General features: G+C 56.5%; 22 protein-coding genes, 1 tRNA gene and 2 pseudogenes. 10 read left to right on the forward strand and 15 right to left on the reverse strand.

Annotated features, from left to right (window positions below):
- Positions 1–6: 6 nt before the first annotated feature.
- Genes GC165_20330 through GC165_20340 form a run of 3 tightly spaced genes read right to left on the reverse strand, consistent with a single transcriptional unit; the run spans position 7 to position 1,299 of the window.
- Complete coding sequence (locus GC165_20330) at positions 7–417, reverse strand: hypothetical protein (protein MBI1335219.1); 411 nt, start codon at positions 415–417, stop codon at positions 7–9.
- A complete protein-coding gene (locus GC165_20335) occupies positions 398–952 on the reverse strand; it encodes a GNAT family N-acetyltransferase (protein MBI1335220.1) in 555 nt (184 codons plus the stop codon). Before GC165_20335 ends, GC165_20330 begins: the two co-directional genes overlap by 20 nt.
- Positions 949–1,299: a hypothetical protein gene (locus GC165_20340; GenBank protein MBI1335221.1), complete on the reverse strand. Its 351-nt coding sequence runs from the start codon at positions 1,297–1,299 to the stop codon at positions 949–951. The genes GC165_20335 and GC165_20340 overlap by 4 nt, the downstream gene beginning before the upstream one ends.
- A gap of 35 nt (positions 1,300–1,334) precedes the next feature.
- On the opposite strand from GC165_20340, the gene GC165_20345 reads away from it, so the two are divergent.
- Complete coding sequence (locus GC165_20345) at positions 1,335–2,372, forward strand: M20/M25/M40 family metallo-hydrolase (GenBank protein MBI1335222.1); 1,038 nt, start codon at positions 1,335–1,337, stop codon at positions 2,370–2,372.
- Positions 2,373–2,421: 49 nt separating this feature from the next.
- On the opposite strand, the gene GC165_20350 is transcribed toward GC165_20345, so the two are convergent.
- Positions 2,422–3,471 (reverse strand): hypothetical protein, encoded by a 1,050-nt coding sequence (locus GC165_20350; protein ID MBI1335223.1) that lies wholly within the window; start codon positions 3,469–3,471, stop codon positions 2,422–2,424.
- Positions 3,472–3,568: 97 nt separating this feature from the next.
- Here GC165_20350 and GC165_20355 point away from each other — a divergent pair, with 97 nt between their 5' ends.
- The 4 genes and pseudogenes from GC165_20355 to GC165_20370 all read left to right on the forward strand — a co-directional run bounded on the left by GC165_20355 (position 3,569) and on the right by GC165_20370 (position 6,459).
- Entirely contained in the window at positions 3,569–4,681 is a 1,113-nt protein-coding gene (locus tag GC165_20355; GenBank protein MBI1335224.1) for an alcohol dehydrogenase catalytic domain-containing protein, read from the forward strand.
- Between the two features lie 602 nt (positions 4,682–5,283).
- Positions 5,284–5,967, forward strand: coding sequence for a redoxin domain-containing protein (locus tag GC165_20360; protein MBI1335225.1), 684 nt, complete (start codon positions 5,284–5,286; stop codon positions 5,965–5,967).
- Positions 5,968–6,106: 139 nt separating this feature from the next.
- Positions 6,107–6,357, forward strand: a pseudogene (locus GC165_20365) (GIY-YIG nuclease family protein).
- Between the two features lie 26 nt (positions 6,358–6,383).
- A tRNA-Ala gene (locus GC165_20370) sits at positions 6,384–6,459 on the forward strand.
- Between the two features lie 383 nt (positions 6,460–6,842).
- Here GC165_20370 and GC165_20375 read toward each other — a convergent pair.
- From GC165_20375 to GC165_20395, 5 genes are all read right to left on the reverse strand, one after another.
- Positions 6,843–8,444, reverse strand: coding sequence for a hypothetical protein (locus GC165_20375; GenBank protein ID MBI1335226.1), 1,602 nt, complete (start codon positions 8,442–8,444; stop codon positions 6,843–6,845).
- Entirely contained in the window at positions 8,413–8,994 is a 582-nt protein-coding gene (locus tag GC165_20380) for a hypothetical protein (protein ID MBI1335227.1), read from the reverse strand. The genes GC165_20375 and GC165_20380 overlap by 32 nt, the downstream gene beginning before the upstream one ends.
- Positions 8,991–9,395: a hypothetical protein gene (locus tag GC165_20385; GenBank protein ID MBI1335228.1), complete on the reverse strand. Its 405-nt coding sequence runs from the start codon at positions 9,393–9,395 to the stop codon at positions 8,991–8,993. The genes GC165_20380 and GC165_20385 overlap by 4 nt, the downstream gene beginning before the upstream one ends.
- 472 nt (positions 9,396–9,867) lie before the next feature.
- Positions 9,868–10,320, reverse strand: a complete 453-nt coding sequence (locus GC165_20390) for a hypothetical protein (GenBank protein ID MBI1335229.1) — start codon at positions 10,318–10,320, stop codon at positions 9,868–9,870.
- 108 nt (positions 10,321–10,428) lie between these two features.
- Positions 10,429–11,262 carry a helix-turn-helix domain-containing protein gene (locus GC165_20395; GenBank protein ID MBI1335230.1) on the reverse strand — a complete coding sequence of 278 codons (834 nt, stop codon included), beginning with the start codon at positions 11,260–11,262 and terminating at the stop codon, positions 10,429–10,431.
- A gap of 111 nt (positions 11,263–11,373) precedes the next feature.
- Here GC165_20395 and GC165_20400 point away from each other — a divergent pair, with 111 nt between their 5' ends.
- Entirely contained in the window at positions 11,374–12,249 is an 876-nt protein-coding gene (locus GC165_20400; protein MBI1335231.1) for an NAD-dependent epimerase/dehydratase family protein, read from the forward strand.
- Here the strand turns inward: GC165_20400 and GC165_20405 are convergent.
- Positions 12,246–12,914 (reverse strand): DNA alkylation repair protein, encoded by a 669-nt coding sequence (locus GC165_20405; GenBank protein ID MBI1335232.1) that lies wholly within the window; start codon positions 12,912–12,914, stop codon positions 12,246–12,248. The genes GC165_20400 and GC165_20405 overlap by 4 nt on opposite strands.
- Before the next feature lie 53 nt (positions 12,915–12,967).
- Positions 12,968–13,681, reverse strand: coding sequence for an AAA family ATPase (locus GC165_20410; protein MBI1335233.1), 714 nt, complete (start codon positions 13,679–13,681; stop codon positions 12,968–12,970).
- A 456-nt stretch (positions 13,682–14,137) separates the two neighbouring features.
- Here GC165_20410 and GC165_20415 point away from each other — a divergent pair, with 456 nt between their 5' ends.
- Complete coding sequence (locus GC165_20415; protein ID MBI1335234.1) at positions 14,138–15,157, forward strand: LacI family DNA-binding transcriptional regulator; 1,020 nt, start codon at positions 14,138–14,140, stop codon at positions 15,155–15,157.
- A gap of 21 nt (positions 15,158–15,178) precedes the next feature.
- On the forward strand, positions 15,179–15,982 hold the full coding sequence (locus GC165_20420) for a prepilin-type N-terminal cleavage/methylation domain-containing protein (protein ID MBI1335235.1): 804 nt from the start codon (positions 15,179–15,181) through the stop codon (positions 15,980–15,982).
- Between the two features lie 190 nt (positions 15,983–16,172).
- Here the strand turns inward: GC165_20420 and GC165_20425 are convergent, their stop codons facing one another.
- On the reverse strand, positions 16,173–17,114 hold the full coding sequence (locus GC165_20425) for a hypothetical protein (GenBank protein MBI1335236.1): 942 nt from the start codon (positions 17,112–17,114) through the stop codon (positions 16,173–16,175).
- 70 nt (positions 17,115–17,184) lie between these two features.
- Complete coding sequence (locus tag GC165_20430; GenBank protein ID MBI1335237.1) at positions 17,185–18,927, reverse strand: hypothetical protein; 1,743 nt, start codon at positions 18,925–18,927, stop codon at positions 17,185–17,187.
- Positions 18,928–19,014: 87 nt separating this feature from the next.
- On the opposite strand from GC165_20430, the gene GC165_20435 reads away from it, so the two are divergent.
- Complete coding sequence (locus GC165_20435; GenBank protein ID MBI1335238.1) at positions 19,015–20,151, forward strand: GntR family transcriptional regulator; 1,137 nt, start codon at positions 19,015–19,017, stop codon at positions 20,149–20,151.
- A pseudogene (locus GC165_20440) lies at positions 20,148–20,309 on the forward strand (prepilin-type N-terminal cleavage/methylation domain-containing protein). Before GC165_20435 ends, GC165_20440 begins: the two are co-directional and overlap by 4 nt.
- Positions 20,310–21,040: 731 nt before the next feature.
- Here GC165_20440 and GC165_20445 read toward each other — a convergent pair.
- On the reverse strand, positions 21,041–21,271 hold the full coding sequence (locus GC165_20445) for a hypothetical protein (protein MBI1335239.1): 231 nt from the start codon (positions 21,269–21,271) through the stop codon (positions 21,041–21,043).
- Positions 21,272–21,548: 277 nt separating this feature from the next.
- Positions 21,549–23,438 (reverse strand): Xaa-Pro dipeptidyl-peptidase, encoded by a 1,890-nt coding sequence (locus GC165_20450; protein MBI1335240.1) that lies wholly within the window; start codon positions 23,436–23,438, stop codon positions 21,549–21,551.
- Between the last annotated feature and the right edge of the window lie 2 nt (positions 23,439–23,440).

Genomic DNA, 23,440 nt, shown 5'->3' on the forward strand with positions numbered 1-23,440 from the left:
AGCGCATTAGTCGGCGATGGGGACACTTATTTGCCTGATCTCGGTGAGGAACTCGTCGCCTCTTTGTTGGAAGAGCAGGTCGTAGGATTCACCCTGGTTCGTGAGCACCTGGTAGACGGCCGATGGATAGCCGTGAAAGACGTTCTGCCTTCCTGAGAGGGTCTTCTTTTTGACGTAAGCGATGTCGGCAAAAGGAATGGTGACCTTTTCGGACGGTTCGAAGATCGCGAAGATGGTGTCGGTGAACGAGTATGAGTAGTGGATCAGTTCCTTCTCGGTCACGATGAGTGTTCCGGGGCGGGAGCGGAGCGTGAGTCCCAGGTAGCAGGTATCGAGCACAAATTTGGCGTCATCGACCGGGAGGGACTTCGCCTCGCAGAACTTCTTCCACTTCTTATCAGTGATGACTTTGAACATCGGGTGCGTCGCTCGTGCCGGACAGCTCGAACCAGTATCGACGCACGGGGATGGGCCAATGTTCGGACAAGAACTCCATTTCTAGGACGCCGCCGCACCGCTCGATCGTGCGGCAAGAGCGAGTGTTTTCGGCGTCGGCGCAGACCATGACCCGGTCGAGACCGACTCGGCGGGCCTCGTCCAGACCCGCAGAAAGGGCGGCAATCGAATACCGCTTGCCTCGCTGAGAAGGGGCGACATCGTAGCCGATATGGCCGCCAACCGAGTTCAGAAACGGTGTGTCGATGGTGTACCGAGTGCGGACCACGGCGACGATCTCGCCGGCGCTATCAAGAAGCCACCGGTGAGACCCGGCCACGATGCCGGGCAGGAGGTTGAATCCGGTTTCTTCGTCCTCCAGCGAGCGGAGGTACTTTTCGAAATTGGTCGCCGCCAGGGCGTAACCGCCCACGTTGTCGGGGTCGTTCATCAGGTAGTCGTCCAGCATCCGCAGGAAGGCTTGGCGATACACGATGTCCGGCTTAACAACCTTCATGACTTGAGTTCGGTGGCGACGACGTGCAGCGGAGCGTCGCCGATATTGTGTACGTAGTGCGGGCCAAGGGGTGGGGACCAGGCTGTCGAGCCGTTGGCGGGCGTCGTGTTTGCGGTGCGGGAATCGAAGAGTTGATTGCCTTGATCGTCGTAGCGGATGAACGCGGTCCAACTGACGATGTAGAGCGCCCCGGGCCAGCAGTGGGTGTGAACGGCGGTCTTCTCGCCGGGCGGGATGAAGGTCTCGACGACGCGGACGCGATCATTCTCCAGAAGCAGGCGATGATGCTCGGGAGCGGCGAGCAAGGCGTCGAGCGACTCCGGCCAGGTAGAAGGATCATCCGTCACAGTGATCGAATGCTACCCTCAATCGTTCGGATACACTGGCAATCGTGGATTCTCTCGAGCTATTGCAGGAACTCGTCTCGTTGCCCGGACCGGCGGGACAGGAGGACCAGGTTCGCGAAGCGCTGATTCAGCACCTGGTGAAGCTCGGGATCACCAGTCAGGTCGATCCGAAGGGGAACCTGATCGTGCGGCTGGGCAAGGGTGAGAAGGCGAAGGTGGTCGTTACCGCCCACATGGATGAGATCGCGCTGTATGTGAAGCAGATCCTGCCGGACGGAAGCCTTAAGGTCGCTTCGTTGGGGGGCATTTTCCCGTGGAAGCTTGGCGAAGGTCCGGTGACAATTCTGGCGTCCGGAACGCCGTTGGAGGCGGTGCTGGGGTTCGGCTCAATTCATACCGAGAGCAACCTAAGCGCGGCGAAACGCGCCAAAACCGACGCAGTAACCTGGGACATGGCGACGGTGATGACCGGGCTGACGCCGGAGTCGCTCAAGAAGAAGGGGGTCCGTTTGGGAACGCGGGTGGTGGTGTCGCCGAGCCGACGAACGTTGACCCGATTCGAGAATTTTGTGGCGGGATACTTCCTCGATGATCGAGCCGATTTGGTTTCTTGGCTGTTGGCCCTGGCCGAGATGAAGGATGAGCCGTTGGACGTCGCGTTTGTCGCGACGACCTCCGAAGAAGTCGGCGGGGAAGGGGCGCAGTACTACTTGGCCCACGAGCAACCCGACTTCTGCGTCGCGCTGGAATTGGGGCCGCAGGTGCCGGATGCGCCGGTGGCGATTTCGGCAAGGCCGACGGTCTGGGTCATGGACGGCTATGCGGCGATGCCTCCGTTCTTGGGCGAGACGCTGGACCGCGTGAGCGAGCAGACCGGAATTGGATTGCAGTATCAGGCTCTGTCGCGTGGCGGAAGCGACGCCTCCTGCTCGGCGGCGCGAGGACTTTGCGCCCATCCGATTACGCTCGGTTTGCCGATGGAAAACAGCCACGGTTACGAAGTGATCCACACGGAATCGATGAACGCGCTGGCGGAACTGACGGTGGCCGTCGTTCGCGACCTATTCAAATAGTGAAATGTCCGGGCGTGTTTCAGCCCGGACCAATTTCAGAGATAAGTCTTTAGTTACGGGTGACCGGCGTGAGGATGCAAGCGACTGCAGTGCCGTTTTTGATGCCATAGCCGACAATTGTGCCATTGCTGCTGATTCCATAGGCCCTAGAAAAGACAAAGTTCGGTTCGGAGATGCGGGTATTGAGATCGACATATCCCGAGGCTTGAGACCAGGCAAAGGCATGGTAAGTCTGAATATTGCCATCGAATATGTTATCGGAGCCCGCTGCAATTCCGCCTGAACTAATGGACCCCAAGGTGGCATAGGTGGATGTACTGTCAGCATAGTTGGTAAGGCCGCTGCCGTTGCTGATAAAGCTGACCCAGTTTGCGCCGACCTTTTGGTTGCCGATGATGGTGCCGTCGTTTCCAATCGATCGTGCGCTAATATTCGATTGGCCCGACAACACCGTCGACCAGGTTTTCGCAATCGGGTCATAAGCCTTGAACTCAGAATTGGACCAACCGAGAATCCATCCTGAAGGACTAACGGAGGAAATGCCAAAGTTTTCGTTGCCATCGACCGTGATCGGAGTCGATGTGTTGCCCTGGGTACGGTACGAGCGATACGATCCGTCGTCGAGCCTTGCAGTTCGGTAAATGGCACCCGAGGAGTCGGCGCTGCCGCTGTATCCGTCCACCTCGTGATCGCCGTAGGGAAAGATGGTGGCGCTGTTTCCGGCGATCATGCATGCCGCCTGGGCCGTCGGCGTATCGGCTGTTGCTGCGATCACGCCGGAGTCGCTGACGTTGTTGGGATGGATATATTGGTCAGCCGGTGAGACAACCTGTATGCCGCCGTTGACGTATCGAAAGACCATTCGATAAGTGCCATCGGTATATGAACCGACGATCTGCTTTCCGTCAGGACTGATGGCATCGAACTCCATACCGAATTGGCCGGTCGGAGCCCCGAGAGTCGTGACGGTGTAGGCCGTAGCGAGGTCGGTGGCGATCACGACCGGAGCGGCAGCGCCTCCACCGCCGCAGCCTGTGAGGGAGCTGATGGCGACGAGCGAAAGGGACATCACGGCGAGATTTCTGAAACTGGTTTTCATGTCATCCATGATCCGGGTCAAGCGTGACAGGAGCCGCGACCGAGCGTTACAAAAGCGTGACAAATGCTTGTCACAGTCATCATGCTAAGATTTGCTTATGTCTATCCTTGGCCGAGCGTGTTTGCTCGAAGAACCCGGCGCGCCTGCGGTCGTGCGCGAAGTTACCGTCGACGATCCGGTCGGCGACGAAGTTCTGATTAAGGTTGTTGCGAGCGGGGTGTGTCACACCGACCTGACGGTGAAGAACCTTAACGGCAACGGCATGTCGTTTCCGATTGTTTTGGGCCACGAAGGCGCAGGTTACGTCGAGAAAGTTGGCGAGAATGTCACTCACCTGAAGCCGGGTGACCCGGTAGTGATCGCCTATCGCGCGCCATGCGGCCAATGCCCAGCGTGTTTGAAAGGCGACCCTCGGCACTGTTACATGGCGCTCCGACCTGGTTCTCGAATCAAGCGCGCCAGCGATGGAGCCGTGTGCTCGCAAGTTCTGCGATGCGGGACTTTTGCGACTCATACAGTTGTTCATGGCAAGGCCGCCATCAAGATGCCGGATGCCATGCCGCTGGATAAGGCGTGTCTGATCGCGTGCGGCGTCGTCACCGGTGTGGGGGCGGCGCTGAATACGACGCCGGTTGAGCGAGGTTCGCGCGTGGCCGTTGTGGGATGCGGTGGCGTTGGGCTGAGCGTGATTCAGGGCGCGCGCTTGGCGGGCGCAAAGCAGATCATCGCTATCGACATAAATCCGACCAAGCTTCAGTGGGCGAAAGACTTTGGCGCGACGCACCTGGTGAACGCGAAGGAAGTCGACCCGCTGAAGGCGGTGCGGGAGCTGACCGAGGACGGATGGGATGGCGGAGTAGAGTTTGCGTTCGAAGCGACGGGCATTCCGATGTGCATCGAACAGGCGGTGAAAATGTTGTCGTACGGCGGCACCGCTACGACGATCGGCTTCCCGGCTCAGAACGATTCGGTGAACCTCAATTTGGGCGACATGGCGACCGGCGTTTACTGGAATAAAGCGGCGTTGCGGGTCTGCCATTGTGGCGACACGTTGCCTTCACACGATTTTCCGATGCTCGCCGACCTGTATCTCAAGGGGCAACTGAACTTGGACCAAATGGTGACGAGGAAAATTTCGCTCGACGAAGTGGAAGATGCCTTTCACGAGATGGAAACGGGAGACGTCATCCGCTCGGTCATCATTCTGTAAGTGCCCTTCAAAAAAAGTGCCGCCCGAAGGCGGCCTTGTCTTTTTCTTGGGGGTGTTCGGTGGCGAACCACTTCGACCCTTTTGCCGCTTGGAGGGCTAATTCCGTGACGGCAAAGCGTGGATTATTTACAAATGAAACACCTCAACGGTTCGTTGACTGAAGAGGCACGAAGTTCGAATTAACTTCGATCTATCGCAACATCATTATATTACGATACTTCAATAAATACAACCCATTTTGACTTCTCCAAGCAATTATACGGGTCATTATTGGTTCGACCGAGCCGCAGTGGTCCCGGCTGAAAATTAAAAGGCCGCCCGAAGGCGGCCCTGTCGTCTTATGATGGGGTTAACGATGCCGACACATCGTGCCCAAATCCGTCGCCTGGGGGGTGAGTCCATTTGAACGACGAATCTAACACTCCCTCAAACTTGTTCGAAGGAATCGATTGGTCCAACTGCTCCTAAACAGTCTGTGCTTGCCTTGGCGAACACCGGACGTCCTCGACACAAATATGATACGCCGGGAAAGATGAAGATGTGATGAGGTTAAGACCATCGTCCTAGGACGAAAGACCGAGGTACTTTTTCGTCGCATTTTCATGGAACGAAGTAGAACTGTTGCGCATTCTGTATCCATCATGTCTGTGCACGCACGAGTTTTGCTCGTCTCTGCCTCTGTCTCCGCCGTTGCTCTCGCATCGGCCATCTTGCCCAGCGACGGCGACGTCGCAATGAGTCCGGCCGAAGCCAAGCCGCTGAAGGTCGGGGTCTCGATACCCGATTCAAACCTGAAGACCCTCGACGGCAAAGCCACTACGTTGAAGGAAGCGCTGGGCGGCAAACCGACCGTCCTGGTTTTCTACCGTGGCGGTTGGTGCCCGTTCTGCAACATGCACCTGGCCGAGCTTGGACAGGTACAAGCCGATATCATCAAGCGCGGCTATCAGATCGTCGCGATTAGCCCGGATACGCCCGCCGAGTTGAACAAGACGATGGAGAAGCACGACCTGACTTACAAGCTGCTTTCGGATTCGACGGCCGAAACGATGAAGAAGTTTGGGGTTGCGTTCCGGCTCGACGACAAGACGTTTGGAATGTACAAAGACAAGTACCATATCGACCTTGAGAGGTCGTCGGGCGGGATGACGCACCACATTCTGCCGGTGCCATCGGTGTTCCTTGTCGATAAGTCTGGGAAGATTATCTTCGCCCATTCGAATCCGGACTACAAGGTTCGGATGAAGGGGGCGGAGATTTTAAAAGCGATCGACGAAAACATGTAGACCCTCCTGAGTCCATATCAGGTCTAGATTGCCCTCTCGAGACCGAGAGGGCTTTTTGTCTTTCCTTTCGGGAGCGGCTACAAGGTCCCAGTGGGGATATAGCTCAGTTGGGAGAGCGTCCCGACGCATCGGGAAGATCGTGGGGAATTTCTACCTTTACATCCTCTCCAGCAAATCCAAACCCCGCTTCTACGCTGGGCACGCGGACGATCTCGAACAGCGACTAGCCGACATAATCGAGGACTCGTTCGCTCGACGCGACCTTATCGACCTTGGGAACGCATCTATTTCGAGGCTTTTGGTTCCCGCTCTGAGGCGATGAAGCGCGAATACGAAATCAAATCTTGGAAGAGCTCCAAAAAGATTCGGGAATTGATTGATTCCAGCTAGTGGGCGGTATCCTTTATGTAGCCTGTGGGGATATAGCTCAGTTGGGAGAGCGCTGCAATCGCACTGCAGAGGTCGTGGGTTCGAATCCCATTATCTCCACCATTCAAAATAGCAATCTGCTTCATTCTGTTTCACTCTCTTTGAATCTCTCAAGGGACCCATTAAGGGACCAAACTTTTGGGTTCGTATCGCCCTGGCGACCTTCGAGCAGCCAGCAGAGGTCCCCTGAGGGTCATCCCATTATCTTGACCGTTCTACAGATTATAGGACGGGATTTGCAACTCGCTCCTTCCAATTGCTTCCAGGAATCGCCGCGACGTTAAAACCGGTGGGTAGATATCAAGTGCCTTGGCGGCAAAACGTTTCTAAAGACCTCAACCGATCCGCAGAAGGTATCCGAATTCCGCTCGCAGGAGGGTGAATTCTTGTCCCTAGAGATTTGGGCATTCCGTTACTTGGGGTCGGCATATCTTAAGGGTCCGAGTTTAATTGAGATATTTTGGCCAGAGTGAAGGGAAGTAGCGGTCCCGCAACAGGAGGCTGATCGACACATACCCGATGAAGCCCAACGATTCAAAGAGAGCAAACGTCGTGGGCTCATAGGGCCCGTAAGGGGCATAGCCGAGCCCGTTATCCGGCACCAGATTATCGGCGAACTCAACGCCAGGGTAGTGGACGACTTCATCATGGTCAATCAGAAACTGTGCAGACGTGTCGGCAGGTTGGAAGTATTCCGGGTAGATTTCCACGGCTTTGAGATCATTGACGACATCGGTATAGAGCTTGGTATCAGTTGAATGTGCGGCAAGGTCGACAAGCGCACTCGCGAGAAGATTGGATCGCGCACTTTCCACATTGAGTCCACTAAATGGATATCCAAGCAATTGGTCTATTTCTTCTTGAACCGTAGCATCAATGTGTGCTATGCCCGCACCAAATTCAACCCGGTCGCAAAGCCATACCGTTGCCTTTTCGATCAAGCTTTTCGAGATATCCTGCCGACCGTGCCGCTCGAGAGCCAAACAAGCCGTCACGATTGAGACAGCATATCTGTCGCTGATAGGGTGACTTACACCAGGTTCGGATTCTACGAACTCGATCAGCCGACTCGCTGCGAATCTAGCCTGCTCGACATCAGACCCAAGTGCGATCAGTCCCAGTGCCTCAATCACTCGCGAACAATGTATTGGGTACGTCGCAAAGATCGACGCCGAATGTATGGCGCCATCTAGCTTCTTATCCGCCGCCGTCCAGATATTCCAAACGGCCTCTATATAGTCGGAAGCCGAACCCACTACGGTGTCAATTTGGCTTTCACAAAGGGTCAACAATTCTGCCCTTCGCGAAGGGTCTGTTGCCTCTCGTAGTTCAAACATGCCCATTCGTAAAGCAGCCAAATCACAGTATAAAGCGTCGTATAGGAGTCCTCCGTCCCGGCACTTGCCAGCCAGAATCGAAGACTCAATTGTTCCAATGAGAACGCGTTCCCGATCTGGCAGTTCTTTGTCGAGCCAACTCAGCGAATGCTCCTCGATCTCAGCCAGCTCTGGGGATTTACGTACCACCGAGCCATACAGAACGAAGAACCTTCCTTGAGCTGCCAAATCCACACCCGATAGCCGAGTTGACCGGATTCCCTGCAAGCCATGTTTCAAAAGTAACTCGATCAGCTTGTTACGATCCCAAATCTCAACTGGTGGGTACTCAAGTTTTGCAAGGGCGTCAGTACTGAACGAGTTGATTTGGTCAGCGGCCGGTTGAGTTACCGTTCCGGTTGTAACCAGGACAATTCGGCGCGAGAGATTTTTATCAAATGCAGGATGGCCCTGTTCGGTCATCGCTGCCGCCTGCAACTGGCCCATGATTCCACCATTTAGGTCCCCGACACCCAAATCTCCCTTCTTCGTCTGAAACACCCATTGCTCGCCACTTATTTTTGCGATAAAGTCCTTCCCTTTCTCGATTGTCCCGTGGGTCAGGTGAACATCGGAGAACCCCATCGCAGAGAGTAGCGCAAGGAACGGTGCGTCAAAGTCACGCTCCTTGCGGACATTATCAAGAAAGTCGGCGACGACGTTTCTTAGCATCCCACTCCTCGCGTTTGCGCTCAACAATCTCCATCACTCGTTCATCAAAGTCCACTGGTCGAATCGATTGAGCAAGGGTCTTTAAAGCGCCGCCACCTGCCTCAATCTCAAACTTGCGAGGTTCGCCATCTTCGTTGAAGCTCACATTGATATGTTCCAACGCTCGCAGAAGATTGTCCCATGTGAGCACTGGGTTACCGGGAATAATCTGGCGTGACCGCTTGACACCCTCTTCCAGAGTCTCTGCACGACTACGAGCCAATTGAACGCGGAACTTCTCACCGAGCGCTCGAATCTCCAAATGAAAGCATGCAAAATCGGATTCGCGCGTCGCTTCCCTTGGGATCGTGTAACTCGCCTCGAACCTAGTCGGCGTCCGATTCCAAATCTCTTCAAATACGTGCCGCAGTCTTCCAGAGTGATTGGTGGTGCGCTTTAGAGTCCGCCTCAACAACGGGTCCCTGGCGATTTCACCTTCTAATGCCTTCCTCATGAACACGTTGAAGGCGTAATCGTATTCATGCGATCTCAGAAAGCTTGGCTCACTCATTTGCTCTCCTTTCCAATCCGCCTGCAACGCCGTGACGCATTCCATTCGGCCAGCTTCGTAGTTCGTAATTCCTCCATACGATCTCGGTGTTCTTGAGTTTCTTCGAGTTCACGTAGCCGCGGCGCTAAATCCGGATGAACCACGAATGCCTGCCCGTCCCGAACTACATTGCCATCGTCGTCAAAGCGCCATTCAGTTTTTTCGATTAGGTCGATCAGCATGTCGATGCTTAACCGCTCACCCTTTGCATCCAGCACATTGCCGGTGGCCTCCGTGATCTGATGGAGATTCTCGAACATCATTTTTGCCATTGAGGCGACATTCGCCTTGCTAAACTCCGCGACCTGAGTGGTATGTGCATCGATGTTTCCGAGCCTCACGTCGTCTCGCTCGATAAGCATTAGGGCAGAAGCTGTTCGACCAGTGGTGTCAACGGTCTCCTCGTTTATAATGTTACGCCCCGCACCGAAGTGTCGAGTCCGCCTCGATCTGACCATCCCCATGAGTTGGTCATCAGCCGCAAATCCACGGCTCGCTCGTGTGAGCATATTCTCGTAAGCACTATCGTACTCAAGGGATTTAAGAGGGGATGATGTATGTTTGCTCATACGATTGCCTTTCCAATTTCATTTAAAACAAAAAAAACGGACCAGTCGAGAACCCCAGTGACCGTAACAAGACATGCGGCTAAGTCCCTCTAGATGCGAATCCGCGTCGCAAGTGTTGATCGTTGAGTTAGCTCTCGAACCCATCCAACTAGTTATCATGCATTTCGTCCATTGCAGCTGCAAATCGCGTCCCATTATCTTCACCATTCAACAAGTTTTCCTGTGAAGGACCATTCGTAGACGCCGGAGGCTTTGCCTTATCCGATTATGGGACGAAAAATGACGGTAGGCAGTTGATGCCTTTGTGTTTTTCCACTTCATGTCCTTTGGCAATACATTCAAATGTTGAGTCATGAAATGCAAAGACAAAGTGACGCCACGATTCGGACACTCGTGAGTCATGTCTCGGATGAACAGAGTTCATCTCGACTAAAGCTCGGATCCACGAGGAATCGAAGACTTCGTTTGCCGAATAGTGGGTTAGACCACGACGATAAAGCCGATGTCCATGGAGTGCCTCGTCATTCGGTGGTCCAAAGGTATGGGCTACCGGTGAAGCAAACTTAACGAGCGCGTATTCATTTTCGCTAGCATGCTCGACGATGTATACCAAGTAAAGGGTTTGCTCGGTAGCATAAATTCGTGGGGCGGGCACGCCGGTATCTGACTGGGGAACGTCTTCAAGCTCGACAACCCGATCCATTTTCCTGCCAATCATGCATGCATTATGATTGGACTGAAACCGTCCTCAGTTGCTTAATCTGGATAAGACCTCTCGACGACCTTCCGCGAGCCACCACTTTTTGAATTTCCAAGCGGTTTTGATTTACTCGTTCGAAGAACCGCTTTTCGCTTCCAAAAGTCGCCGGATCGACTTGACATCGGCGCTCGTCGCTGGAGTGAAAATAACCAGCCCAAGGTCAGGCTGACCGTCCACCAAGAACGACGAATAATGCACCGAGATCGGGCCGACGATCGAGTGGTGGAGATGCTTGGTTCCCTCGCCGTAATTCCGCACCTCATGGTCGAGCCACATGGCTTCGAACTCAGGACTGAGCTTCCTGAGTTCGCGGACGAGTTGTTCGGCTTGCTTGGGCGCTCCGGCTCGGGCAGTCTCGGCCCGAAACACCGCGACGGCGAACCGGGCGTGGCTTTCCCATTCTGGCATTTGCCGTCTGGCGTGGGAGCCGCAGAACAGCATCCGCAGAATATTTCGCTCCTCGGGCGGCACCGCCGAGTAGTCGGTGAGGACGGCCAAAGCCGCTTGGTTCCAGGCGACCACGTCCCACCACGCGGTCTTGACGATCGCCGGGCTGTACGGCATCGAGTCCAACACCTGTTGAAGCTGGGCAGATACGCAAGGCACCTGGGCGACCGGCATTTCGGGCAACCGCTGTTGGGCCAGCAGGAAAAGGTGTTCGCGTTCGGCGGGCGAGAGATCGAGCGCGGCTGCGATTCCCTCCAATACCTCGGATGAAGGAACTCCACCTCGCCCCTGCTCCAACCATGTATACCAAGTCACGCTGACGTTGGCTCGCTGGGCGACCTCCTCGCGTCGCAGACCGGGCGTGCGCCGTCGCGTTGCCGAGAGTCCAAGCGATGCGGGGTCGACCTTGGCACGTCGGTTCTTCAGAAAATTAGCCAGGGAATCTTTCGCCATCGTCAGCCTATCAGTTTCGATACCAGTATAACGCCACGTCTTTTCAGGTCGCGGGACCTGCGAAATACTGATTGAGTGGACCTCAAGCGGTCCCATCTACAAGGTTATACGATGCGAGTATTCGTTACTGGAGCAACCGGATTCATTGGACAAGCCGTCGTTCGAGATTTGATCGATGCCGGACATGAGGTCCTCGGGATGGCGCGAAAGCCGGAGTCGGCGGCTACGTTGGAGGAGAGTGGCGCGCGGGCCCTATTAGGCGATATCGAGGATTTTGCATGCTTGGCGGAAGGAGCCAAGGCGAGCGATGCGGTGATCCACACCGCGTTCATTCACGACTTCACGCGTTTTGCCGAGTGCTGTGAGGCGGATCGGAAGGCGATTGGGGCATTGGGTGAGGCAATGGTGGAGACGGATAAGCCGCTCATCGTGACCTCAGGGATGGTTGGCGGAAACGAAGACAACGACGCGCCGACGCCGTCGGCGTCTTACCCTCGTGCCTCGGAGCCCAGCGCTTTTGCCTTCCTCGACCGCGGCGTTCGGGCGATGGCGATTCGGCTTCCGCAGGTTCACGACCGAGAGAAGCAAGGACTCATTACCTTTCTGATCGAGGTGGCCAAGCAGAGGGGAGAGTCGGCTTACATGGAGGGAATGGATGTTCGATGGGCGGCCGCGCACCGATTCGACGCCGCTCGCCTCTATCTGCTGGCCCTGGAGAAAGGCGTCGCGGGTGGGCGTTACCATGCGGTCGCTGAAGAAGGTGTTCCGCTCCGCGAGATTGCAGAGATTGTTGGCCAGCGGCTCGGCATTCCGGTGGTCGCCAAAAAGCCCGAGGAGGCCCCGGCGCACTTTGGCTTTTGGAGCCACTTCATGGGCCTTAATCTGCGAGGATCGAGTGAGCTAACGCGGGCGCGGCTGGGATGGTCACCCACTGGGCCCGACCTCCTCGACGACCTTCGCCACGCCACCAATCTTGAGCTTAGCTAGCCCTTTCGGCTGACCATCTCGGTAATCCAGATCGGCGCAAATGGCGAGACGCATCCTTTCGAGACCGGATAGTCTTTGAATGCGCCGATCTTCTCGCCAATGGCAATCGCCCGTTCGCGATATTGCGGAAATTCGATGCCGATGGAGGCCAGGCAGTAGTTCATGATCCATTGGAGGGGTTCGGGCGCAGCGCCCATCTCCTTCTCGATGCGGTCCATTAGGGCGGGCAGGTCGAGGCCGTCCGGGCTTTTCAGCACCCGCTCGGTGGTGAGGCTCCAACCTCCGCGGGCGGCCATCAGGTTATCGTCGGCCATCCATTTGACGCGCAGCGATTCCTTTTCGGGATGAGCCTTCACAATGTTGGTGTTGAAGGCGTCGGACACTCCCTTGGAGGGAACCATGCGTTGCATTCGGTCGATCTCATCGGCGGAGAATTTCTTGGCGCTCATGATGTAGCACGCCAGGATCATGGCCTCGTAGTTGCCGTTCGCCCAGAGCTCAAGGCCCAGGGCCTGATCGCTTTTGATCTCCTTGGCCAAGGCGCGAATATCGCCCATCTTGGCTCCGAACTGCTTCTCGCCCGCACCGCCGTAGCGGGCATTGGTGGCGCGACCTTTCTCGCTGCCAAAGCTCTCAAGGCGGGCCATCACTTCATCGTGCGTCATGCCGCGATTCTACCAGGGCAAATAGCCGCCGCGAAGCACGGCGGCCGTCATGGCTAGCTGGCCTTCGCTACTTTCACTTCGCCGTTGTGGAGGAAGCACGCTCGGTCGAAAAGCGCGAGGTCGAGCGGATTCGGCAGGCGCACATCGTCGAAGTCAGGTAAAGCCTTTTGCATTGGGTCAAAGTGTCGGTCAATCTGAGAAATGAAGACGAGCACTAATCCCTTGGACTGGGCGAAGGCGCGAAGCGATCGGACCTGCGAAAGCAGATCGGGTGTCTCCCGCTTCTGGTCGAGCAGTTGAAGGTAGTCGACGACGGCCAAGGTTCCTGGTGCCGCCGACGACAAACGCGCAGCGATATGGTCGGCGCAAATGGCGTCCGATCCGTCGAACTCGAACCGATCTTTGAATTCAGTTGGGTCCACGTTGATGGACCTAAACCTGTCAAGGCACTCCTGCTCGGTGTATTCGAGCGAAAAGAAGAAGCTGTGGTGTCCGGCGCTAATTGCCTCGATGGCTAGCTGGAGCCCAAGCAAGGTTTTGCCTTGTCCGGGTCGAGCCGCCAGGAGCAGCAGACTTCCCGGCTGTAGTTGGCCATAGATCCGGCTTGCGGGAGACTGCGCCGCGTGTTGGGCAGCCAAGAGGCTCCAACTGGCCAATCCTTCTTCGACGGCGATGCGATCGAGAGCTTCGTGGAGGGGAATGTTTTCATTGCGCGACAGCGTTTTGGCCTTGCGCTTGAGGCTGAAAATAGGTTTGCTTAGTTTCATTGTTAGAACTTTGGTTTTCGCAAGCGCTGGTCGCAATCCCTCCTTATGCGTTCGCTTGCCGCGTCCGTTCTACCAACGAATTCAGCCCGACATGAAGAATGCTTTCCCGGTGGAGGGGGGAGGCGAGGGCATCACCTGGATCACTTTACCACGATGCCCTGACAAAACTTCGGGGACAGGTTTTACGCAAACCGTTGTGCAGCCTTTGGTGTCTCAAAATTTCTAACAATATTTCCATTTGGCTATAACGATTTTCAAATTTCTATACTATAATTCCCTTACGCAGGCTCCTGGGCGTCGGCTCGGGCAAAGCAAATCTTCTTTTGACCTAGGTTCGATAAATAGAGAGAAACATGCGCTGAATGCACAACGCGTTGCACAAGCGCTGATCGAGCAAAAGGTCTAAGGAAGAAGCGGTCTGCACATCGACGAACGAACGTCGGGCAACGAGGCAACATGGCGAAGAAGCCAGTATCGATAAGGGATGTCGCAACGCAGGCGGGAGTGTCTATTGGCACCGTGTCCCACGTGCTGAACGGGAACACCAAAGCCCGTATTTCCAAGGTCACGCAAGACCGAATCCGCTCGGCGGCCAAAGAGCTTGGCTACCGACCCAACCAACTGGCTCGCTCTCTGTGGCGTGGCAAGACCGATACGATCGGCCTCCTCATTTCCGGTTTCCGAAACCCATTCTTCGTCGATGTGGTGGAGTCGGCCGAAAGCGCCGTCCTCGCTTGTGGATATCGGGTGCAGTCGGCCTCGGCGCCGAGCGCGCATGGAACCTTCCGAGCCCATGCCGACGTCTTCAACTGGCCAGTCGATGGAGTCATTATGTGGGCCGACGCCGGGCAAACTTTGGCGACCTACATGGGTCCCCGCGCGGCGCAAACGCCAGTCGTCTACATCGGCTCGATCCGAACGGACGACACCGACTGGATCGGCTTTGACAGCTACGGCGGAGGTCGGCTCCTTACCGAACACCTGGTGGCCAAGGGTTACCGAAAGATCGCATATGCGTACCCCGCCGACTGGCAGCCAGGGCATGAGGACGTCCGCTTCCTAGCCTTTCGCGATGTCTGCTCCGAGGCAGGAATCACGCCGAGGACGCTTTTGACCGCCAACCGCGACGAGACGTGCTCGGCAGGTCTGGACCTTGGTCTGGCCATTGCCCGCATGCGTCCTTCCGACCGTCCGGACGCGGTCTTTTGCCACAACGACACCATCGCCATGGGCGTATACAGTGGGCTTCGGCGCGCTGGTCTACGCGTTCCCGACGACGTGGCGGTAGCCGGTTGCGACGGCATCGAGTTTGCCCAATGCTTAGAGGCTCCTCTCACCACTATCCGCATCCCCGGCGAGAAGATCGCCGAGCAAGCGATGCACGTCCTCAACACACGCCTCAAGAGCGAGGCCAAGCCGGCACAACGCGTCCAAACGATTTTGCCAACTGAACTATGGGTGGGCGGTACCACCTAAATCCTTTCATCGAAGAGAATAATCATGAGAAATCATTCCAATCGAGCCTTTACGCTCATCGAACTCCTTGTCGTTATCGCGATCATCGCGATTTTGGCGGCAATTCTGTTCCCCGTTTTCGCCCAGGCCAAGGTCGCGGCAAAGAAGACGGCGGACCTCTCCAACCTCAAGCAGTTAGGCTTGGCGGGCTATATGTACTCCGCCGACAACGACGACTACTTCCCCGGTACTGCGATCATGAGCACCACCGAATGGTGGGTTGCCCCGGGCACAGACCTTGCGCTCGGATGGATGGATCCGACGGCGCCGCAGAACTGGGCCAAGTCGCTCTTCCCGTACGTAAAGAGCCTCGACATGTACGTCTGTTCGTCGAACTACATCAACACCTATTCGCGATGGGGTAAGTCGAGCACGGCGGGTGCCGGAAACACGTCGTACGCGTTCAACGGTGCGGTCGGCTTCCGATCAGTGACCTCGCTGACCGATCCCACCAACACGATGATGCTTCAGAACATGGGTGAGACGCTGCGCTCCGCTCCAGACCGACCGTACAAGTACGACCGGACCAACGATTGGTGCAATTCGTTCGACCTGTACATCTTCAGCAGCACGTTCAACAAGGGCGGCAACCTTGCCTATTCTGACGGCCACGCTCGCTACAAGAAGCGCGCCGCCATCAACTACAAGGAGCTCGGTTCGACTCTGACGCCGGCTTGGTACTACGGCGATCAGGGCTGGCAGTGGAAGGAAGCCTATCAGGCGACGCTGACCGACCCCGACAAGTACGTGAACAACACGGGAGCTTACTACGAGTGCAAACCCTGACGCGCATCCTCGGCATCGCCGTTCTTGCGCTGGTGGCCATCGGCTGCGGAGCCGATAAGCCGCCCTACGAGCCGGGCAAGGGCGTCACGCCGCCTCCTGCTCCGGATGGCGCAAAGTCGACCAACGCGATGCCCAACCCCGGTTCGGAAAAGTAAATGCAACATCCCCGCTTCGGCGGGGATTTTTTTTTTTATAGCCCGGTAACGGTGACCGTTCGCTTGGTCGAATTCTGTGTCAGCACAAACGTTTTTGGCGGTGCCTGGTCAGCAGGATAGAATCGGTACTCGCCCACGACAGATTTTCCCGGCTCAATCGTCATGTTCCAGTCAGGACCGACCGTGAAGCTCGGATAGTAAGACGTTTCGGCGCCTTTGGCATCGCGAACGATCGCTTTTGCATATTGCCAGCCCCAGTTACCTGTCATGGGCATTGGATTGGATATTTGAACCTTAACGGCGAAGCCGTTGTCCTTAATCGGCTGACAGTCGAGGACTTTGAACGTGAGATCGTCGAGATCGAACTCTTTTGATTTGTCGATGGAGACCGAATCGACGTAGTTCATGTTGCTCTTGGCGAAGACCGAGCGAGGCGGCTCGATCTTGTCCGTCAGGTCGAACATCACCGCATTCTTGGGCATGTAGGTGTGGTAGTACATGCCGACTCGAAGATGGGGCGTCACCGAGGGAAACTCGTAGACGGTGGCGACTTCGATCGATTCGCCCGGCTTCAAATGATGATCGAGAAGGTCGCCGCCTTTCGTCAGCGCTCCCCGGTACGAAACGTCTTTAGCAGTGTAGGTGGTGTCGTAAAGCCGGAGCCCAAATGTCTTGTCGCTCGTGACGTAAATGGAGCCTTTTTCAGGATTTTTGATGGTGGCTAGGAAGATGATCAGCTTCTTTCCGGCGGGAGCGACGAAGGTCACCTTCTTTCCCCCATAGGCCAAGGCAGTTTGGACCTTTTCGAGCGTCACGAGGCGGCTTTCGCCAATCTCTGACCGATCATTGGTTCCCGAGGTAATGCCCACGATTCCAATCTTGTAAGGCGTTCCAAGTTTTGCCTTGTACTCGCGAGCTTGCGTCACGGGTTCCTTGAGCGGAAAACCCGCGATGCAGGCGATGAGGTGGCTGATCATTTTGAGAGATTATGTCCAAGCCATCACCTGCATGGGAATGAGGACCATGGTGATAGTAGGGAATAAGGAGTCAGGCTTTGACAGCGTCCTTGTTCTGCCGTATCGTGCGGATATCGCGGGAGCGTTTGATCAGTGGCAGGGACGGGTCGTACGAGGCGTCGATCCATCCGTCGTTGATCATGGCGTCCAATGTATCCGGCACCTCGGCGATGGCGCTGGCGACGAACTGGTTTGTCTTGGCGATCTGTTGAAGCGTCTGCATCAGGGCGGGGTAGCTAGAGTTTTTCGACAGCAAGTCGTGGATCATCAGCACCTGGCTAAACAAAGGCAGGACCCGCTCGCCGCGAACGTAGCAGTTCTCCTTATAGATGCGCCCGTTATGGTAAACGGCAACGTTCTTCATCTGCGCGCCTTCGTAGTTGAGTTTCAGCACATTGTTCTTTTCGATCGGCGTTTCCTGCACGAGGTCGCTGAGGAATTCGCCCATCTTGAGAGTGGTCGAAATGCTGAATCCGCCGGTGCCAATGCGCAAGTCCTGGTTGATGAAGCCGCCCTGAGCGATCCATGCCCATGCCTTTTCCGGCGTGAGTTCCAGACCGGCATCTTTCGCAAGTTCGGCCGTAAAGCCCTGGAGGTCCTTGAACTGGGCATTGGCGGTGTACCAAAAGTCGCCAAAGCGGATGTGGGTCGAGATGCGCTCCTTCTGTCCGTATTCGAACTGCTCGCGGAGCCAGTCGGCGCTGTGTTCGCCGCGTTCGATTTCGGCGATGGTGTAGGCGAGTTGGCGCGCGCTGACCTGGGCCATGGTGACGCCCGCCGACAGAATCGGATCGGCGAAGCCGGCACATTCGCCGACCAGGAACCAGTTGGGACCATAGTGGTTCTTGGCGAGGAAGGACCAGTCCTTGGTGGATTCGAGGCGATTTTCGCTTGAAGCGTTCTTGAGAAGCTCAGCGATGCGCGGCTCTTCTTCCAGCGCCTTAGCGTAGATGTCGGATGGCCTCAATCCGCTCTCCTTATAGTAGGAGGCGGGAAGGACGACGCCGATGCTCGTGCGGGTCGGGCCCATCGGGATGAACCAGATCCAGCACCATCCGAGGCTCATGATCTGGATGCGAGTTCCCCCAACGCCGATGTGGACGGCCCAGTCGGCGTTCTGCCAGTAATCCCAAATGGCGATATTGCGCAGGGTGGTGGGGCAGTCGATTTCGACTTCCAGGGCTTTGGCAAAGAGACCGGCGTTGCCCGATGCATCCACATAGTGGGTGGCGGTAACGGTCTCGCCTGAGCTCAGCGTCAGACCCTGAATCGTGTTGCCCTCGGTCTCGACTTTATTGACTTTGGTAGCTTGGCGGACCTCACAGCCGAGTTCTTCGGCACGGTCGAGGAGGATTTTGTCGTAGATGGATCGGTCGACCTGAAAAGAAGTGCGGCGGCGCTGACCCTCGAACTTGCCCGGTCGAGCCTGCTCGACAAACGTCTCGGAGGCAAGGAAGTCAAAGTCCCAAAGCTCGGGGTTTTTACCCCAGCGGTAGGTTGCGCCGACTTTGATGGGAAAGTTAGCGGCTTCGACGCGGTCCCAAACGCCCATTTCGGCCAGGATTGGCCCAACGGGTGGAAGAAGGCTTTCGCCGATATGGTCGCGGGGGAAAGTCTCGCGTTCGAGGATGAGGACGGACAAGCTGGGGTTGCACCGCTTCAGCAAGGTGCCGACCGTCGAGCCCGAAGGCCCGCCGCCAACGATTGCAACGTCGAAATGTTTGGCGCACATCTTTGTCTCTATTGAACCAGCGAACGGCCGGTCTGATGACATTATTCCCAAATTTTCCAGATTGTTTCAAAAGTATCTCAAAATCTGAGATATTGTGTTACACTAACTTTCGATTCGACGGAGAGTCCATTGCAGAAGCGTTCTTGGAAAGCCATTGCCGGTGATTTGGAAGCTAAGATTGCGTCGGGGGAGTTGACCCCGGGCAGTCGGATGCCGAGTGGCGACGCTTTGGCGGACTCCATGGGAGTCAATCGAAACTCCGTTCACCGTGCCCTAGAGGAACTGCAGCGAAAGGGCCTCGTGGTCCGACGTCAGGGCAGCGGTACCGTTGTTGCCGAAGTCAAGCACAAGCGAGTTGGCCGAGTCGCGTTACTCGTTGATGGTTACAGCGAACGCCACAACTTCCCGTCCGGAGACCTATTGCGGGGAATCCAAGATCGACTTGGCCACGAAACGACGCTGACCATCGCCGACAGTCGGCACGATCCATCCCTCGAAGCTCAGCAAATGATGCGCCTTGGGGCGGAATCTGACGGGATTCTCTTCTATCCATCCGACCCAACCAAGACCGACGGCATTACTGCGCTCTTAAAGGACAAGGTTCCCATGGTCGCCATTGACCGCCTCCCGATCGGAGTCGAGGTCGATGCCGTGACGACCGAAAACCGTGGGGCGATCTACAAAACGGTTCGATCCTTGATCGCGCAAGGGCATCGGCGAATCGGATTCCTGGCCACTTATAAGCAGAACTTTAGCTCGGTTCTCGAGCGTGTTCGTGGCTACCAAGACGCCATGACGGAAGAAGGATTGGACGCAGAGGAATACCTGCGCTGGATTCCCGAGGACGCCGATCCAGATTCAAAAGTCACCGTACAGGTTGTGCGCGACACGATTGTCAGCTTGCGAGCCCAGCCGAATCCGATTTCTGCGCTCGTCTGCCTGGAGGACAGTCTGGGGTGTGCGGCGATGACGGTCTGCACGCGCCTCGGGATTTCTGTCCCCGAGGACCTGGAGATCGCCTCCTTTAACGACTGGCATCCCCTTTCCCTGATTCAGCCATGGAATGTTTGGCGGATCGTCCAACAGAAATACAACATCGGCTATGCCGCCGCAGATTTGCTTATGAAGCGCCTTCGCACCCCGAGTCGACCCTATGAGGTCGTCCGTGTTGAAGCTGAATTCGTCCCTCTGGACGTGGATTTCCAAAAGAATGCGTCCCCGACTATCAATGAATTGATCGTGGCCAACGAAGGTCAAAAGAAATGAATACTATTCGCAGAGCCTTTACTCTTATCGAACTGCTCGTCGTCATCGCGATTATCGCGATCCTCGCCGCCATTCTGTTCCCCGTTTTTGCCCAGGCCAAAGCCGCGGCGAAGACGTCGGCCTGTCTCTCCAATATGAAGCAGATCGGTCTGGGCATCGTTCAGTACACCACTGACAACGACGACCAGTACACCGGTGGCTGGTTTGTTGGACTGTGGGGAACCCAAGACATCAGCATTCCGAACGGCCGCTACACCTGGCTCGACGTTATGCAACCCTACATCAAGAACACCCAAATCTTTACGGATTCGATGAATGCGATTCCTGACAAGCGAGGCATTTACGTTCCTCGAGAGCGCGTTCTCGCCGAAACGGGTCAAACCAGCACGGAGCGATGGGGATCGTACGGTCTGAACTGCACGTACTGGGATGGTGGCGACCAGGTCACTAGCCCGTCCTCGGACAACGGCACCGGTTGGGGCATGACCACGACCGCCGTCGAAGATCCGTCCGGTACGATTCTGGTTGGCGACGGAAACGGATCGTTCCAGTTCGCGTGGAAGAACGTTGCCGAACAGCCGACGATGCTGGTTGCTGGCGATGCCAATGCGGGAACGATGAGCTGGCAGGACAACCGCACGTTCAATCGTGAAGAGGGTGCGCTTGTTTTCCGACATCCGGGCACTCGTGCCAACATCTCCTTCTGTGATGGTCACGCCAAGTCGATCACTGGCGGCCAGGCTCTGAAGAAGAACACTACGTTGGGCTCAACCACCTATGGCGCCCTGTCGATGTTCACTTCGGCTCAGGACTAATCGATCCTGCATAAGAAAAGCGAGGACCCCGAATTCGGGGTCCTCGCTTTTCTTTCACTGGAATTTTGCTGTGTCTATGATCCGGGTCGGCTGCCTGCTTGTCCGCTAGCGCCACCCTTCTTCTCTAGGTGCGCATCTGGCGTCGCTGGGGGACCGCCGGGAGTGCCAGGCCGCTCGCCGTTCGACGATCCGCCGGGACCGGTTGTAGTCGGCTGTGCGATCGGTACATCGCTCTTATCGCCGCACCCAACCATTGCCGCCGCAATGCACGACGCTAACAACACCATCGTAAGAAAACGCTTCATCCTTGTATTTATAGACGAATTTGCTTTGCTTCAGAACCCTTATCTCGGAAAATTTCAGATATTTCTCAATAATCTGGGATATTTGACCAGAATCCGTGTAGAGATTGCTGGCGATCCTTGAACAGATGAAGACTGAATGCGAAAGTCTATGGTCCCAACAGGACGCACGACTGAGAGCGAAGGAGGAGCGATAGCACGGGTAACTCCCAACGACTATGTCGCAGATGTCGTTACCCGTGCCACCCTCGTATTCGCTAGGGCCGGAGCAATTCTGGACTTATCGAGTCACGCCCTTCAAGGCTTCGACGAGTGACTTGTCGCCCCCAACCAGCGGAAGCGTGATCTTCGTCTTGGCCAGATCAACGGTCAGCTTGGTTCCCGGCTTGGGATACAGCGTGAAGTCGTGGTCGCTCGACAGAATCATCAGGGCGATGCGCTTGCCCGCCGGAATGATCTGATCGTCGGGTTCCAGATCGAAGGTCAGATTCACGAATTCGCCTGGCTTGAGGGGAACGCCGGGGAGCATCGAATGGTAGTCCCCGCCCTTGGTGAGCGACTGGTAGTTCTGAGGGTCGGCCCAGCCGCGGGTGATGAGATTGTCGGTGCCGATCGGGCCCTTGGTCCAAGGCAGTTGCACCAAGTACACCGACAGGTTTGCCGCCGGCTTGCTAGAAGCCAAGCGGAGCGTGACCTGGGCGTAGCCAGAGAGGTGGACCGGCGCCTTAAGCTCAGGCGTCGCGAAGATGAGACGGTTTGGCGAGGCATCGGCGAGGGCCATATCAGGCGCGCTAATGTCGACGTCGTCAGTCAGGGATTCGTCGCCCTTGGCCCCTACTGCCTGAGTCGAAAGCGAGCCGACCGCTTCGCCGTTGCCGGACGGATACAGAGTGACCGGCTTGGCCTCGGGATTGGGGTAATCGGCATAAGGCGTCGGACCTGGCATCCGGTTACGCGGCGTTCCCGGCGGGACTTCGCGCACGATATAGGCTTTTGGACCGTCTTCGATGCCGTTCTTGACGCCATACAGGAAGCGGGTGAACCACTTGTTCATCAACTCGAACGGAGGGTTGCCGCCGTGCCCGCCTTGGTGGAAGTATTGGATGAGCGGAACCTTGCCTTTGATCGCCTCGCTGATGCGCACGCTATGCTCGGGGACGACGTTCCAGTCGTTGAATCCGTGGGCGATCATGACTGCGCATTTGATGCCGCCGACGTACTTCAGCAAGTCGCGTCCAGCCCAAAACTCGTTGTAGTCGCCCGTGCGTCGGTCCTGACCTTTGGCGAGTTCGCCATCGCGATAGAGCTTATTGCTGACGTCGCGGTTTGCGGGATTGCCGCTGTTGATGAAGTCGTAAAGTGCATCGACGTCTTCGCCGAGGTAGCCGCCGGGGCTCCTCACCAACCCGTTCGAGCGATAGTAGTGATAGTAAGACGTGTTGGGGGAGACGGGGATGATGCACTCCAGGCCCTTCACGCCGGTAGTCGCCGCCGCGATGGGAATGGTGCCGTTGTACGAAGTACCGGTCATGCCGACCTTGCCGGTACACCAAGTCGCCTTTACTTCCTCATTCCCGTCAACCGTCGTGTAACCTTTGGCCCGGCCATTGAGCCAGTCGATGACGGCCTTGGGGGCATATCGCTCGGGGTAGCCGCCGATGGTGGGGCTTCCGGTCGAGAGCCCGGTGCCGGGCGCTTCCGAGTGGACGACGGCAAAACCTCGCGGGACCCACGCGCCGACGAGGTCGTTGGAGATCATCGTTCGGTTTGGATTGAAGCCGATGTTCGGATGAATGGTTCGTACTGGTGAAGGGTCTCCCAACTCCTGGTGGACGTCCCAGTTGATGTCGCCCGCGCCGGTTCCCGAGAAGTACGGCGACGACTCGTAGATCACCGGCACCTTCAGGCCCTCGGTTTGCGTCTGCTTCTGGCGAATCACGTCGACGTGAACTCGATCCTTCTTACCGTCATGATCGGAATCGAAGTCGGTTTCGACCCACAGATACTCTCGAATGTAGTCGTCCGGGTTCGAAAACTCGGGGACGACCTGGGCTTGCCCGTCGGCGAAGACGGCATGCGCCGGCTCATCGTGAGCCGAGAGCGGGAGAGGGAGCGAGCCAAAGACCAAAACCCCGGCAAAACACCGGAGGACGGACGGAACCGAAGCCATGA

The organism is Armatimonadota bacterium, from assembly GCA_016125185.1.
In the GTDB taxonomy this organism is placed as follows: domain Bacteria; phylum Armatimonadota; class Fimbriimonadia; order Fimbriimonadales; family Fimbriimonadaceae; genus Fimbriimonas.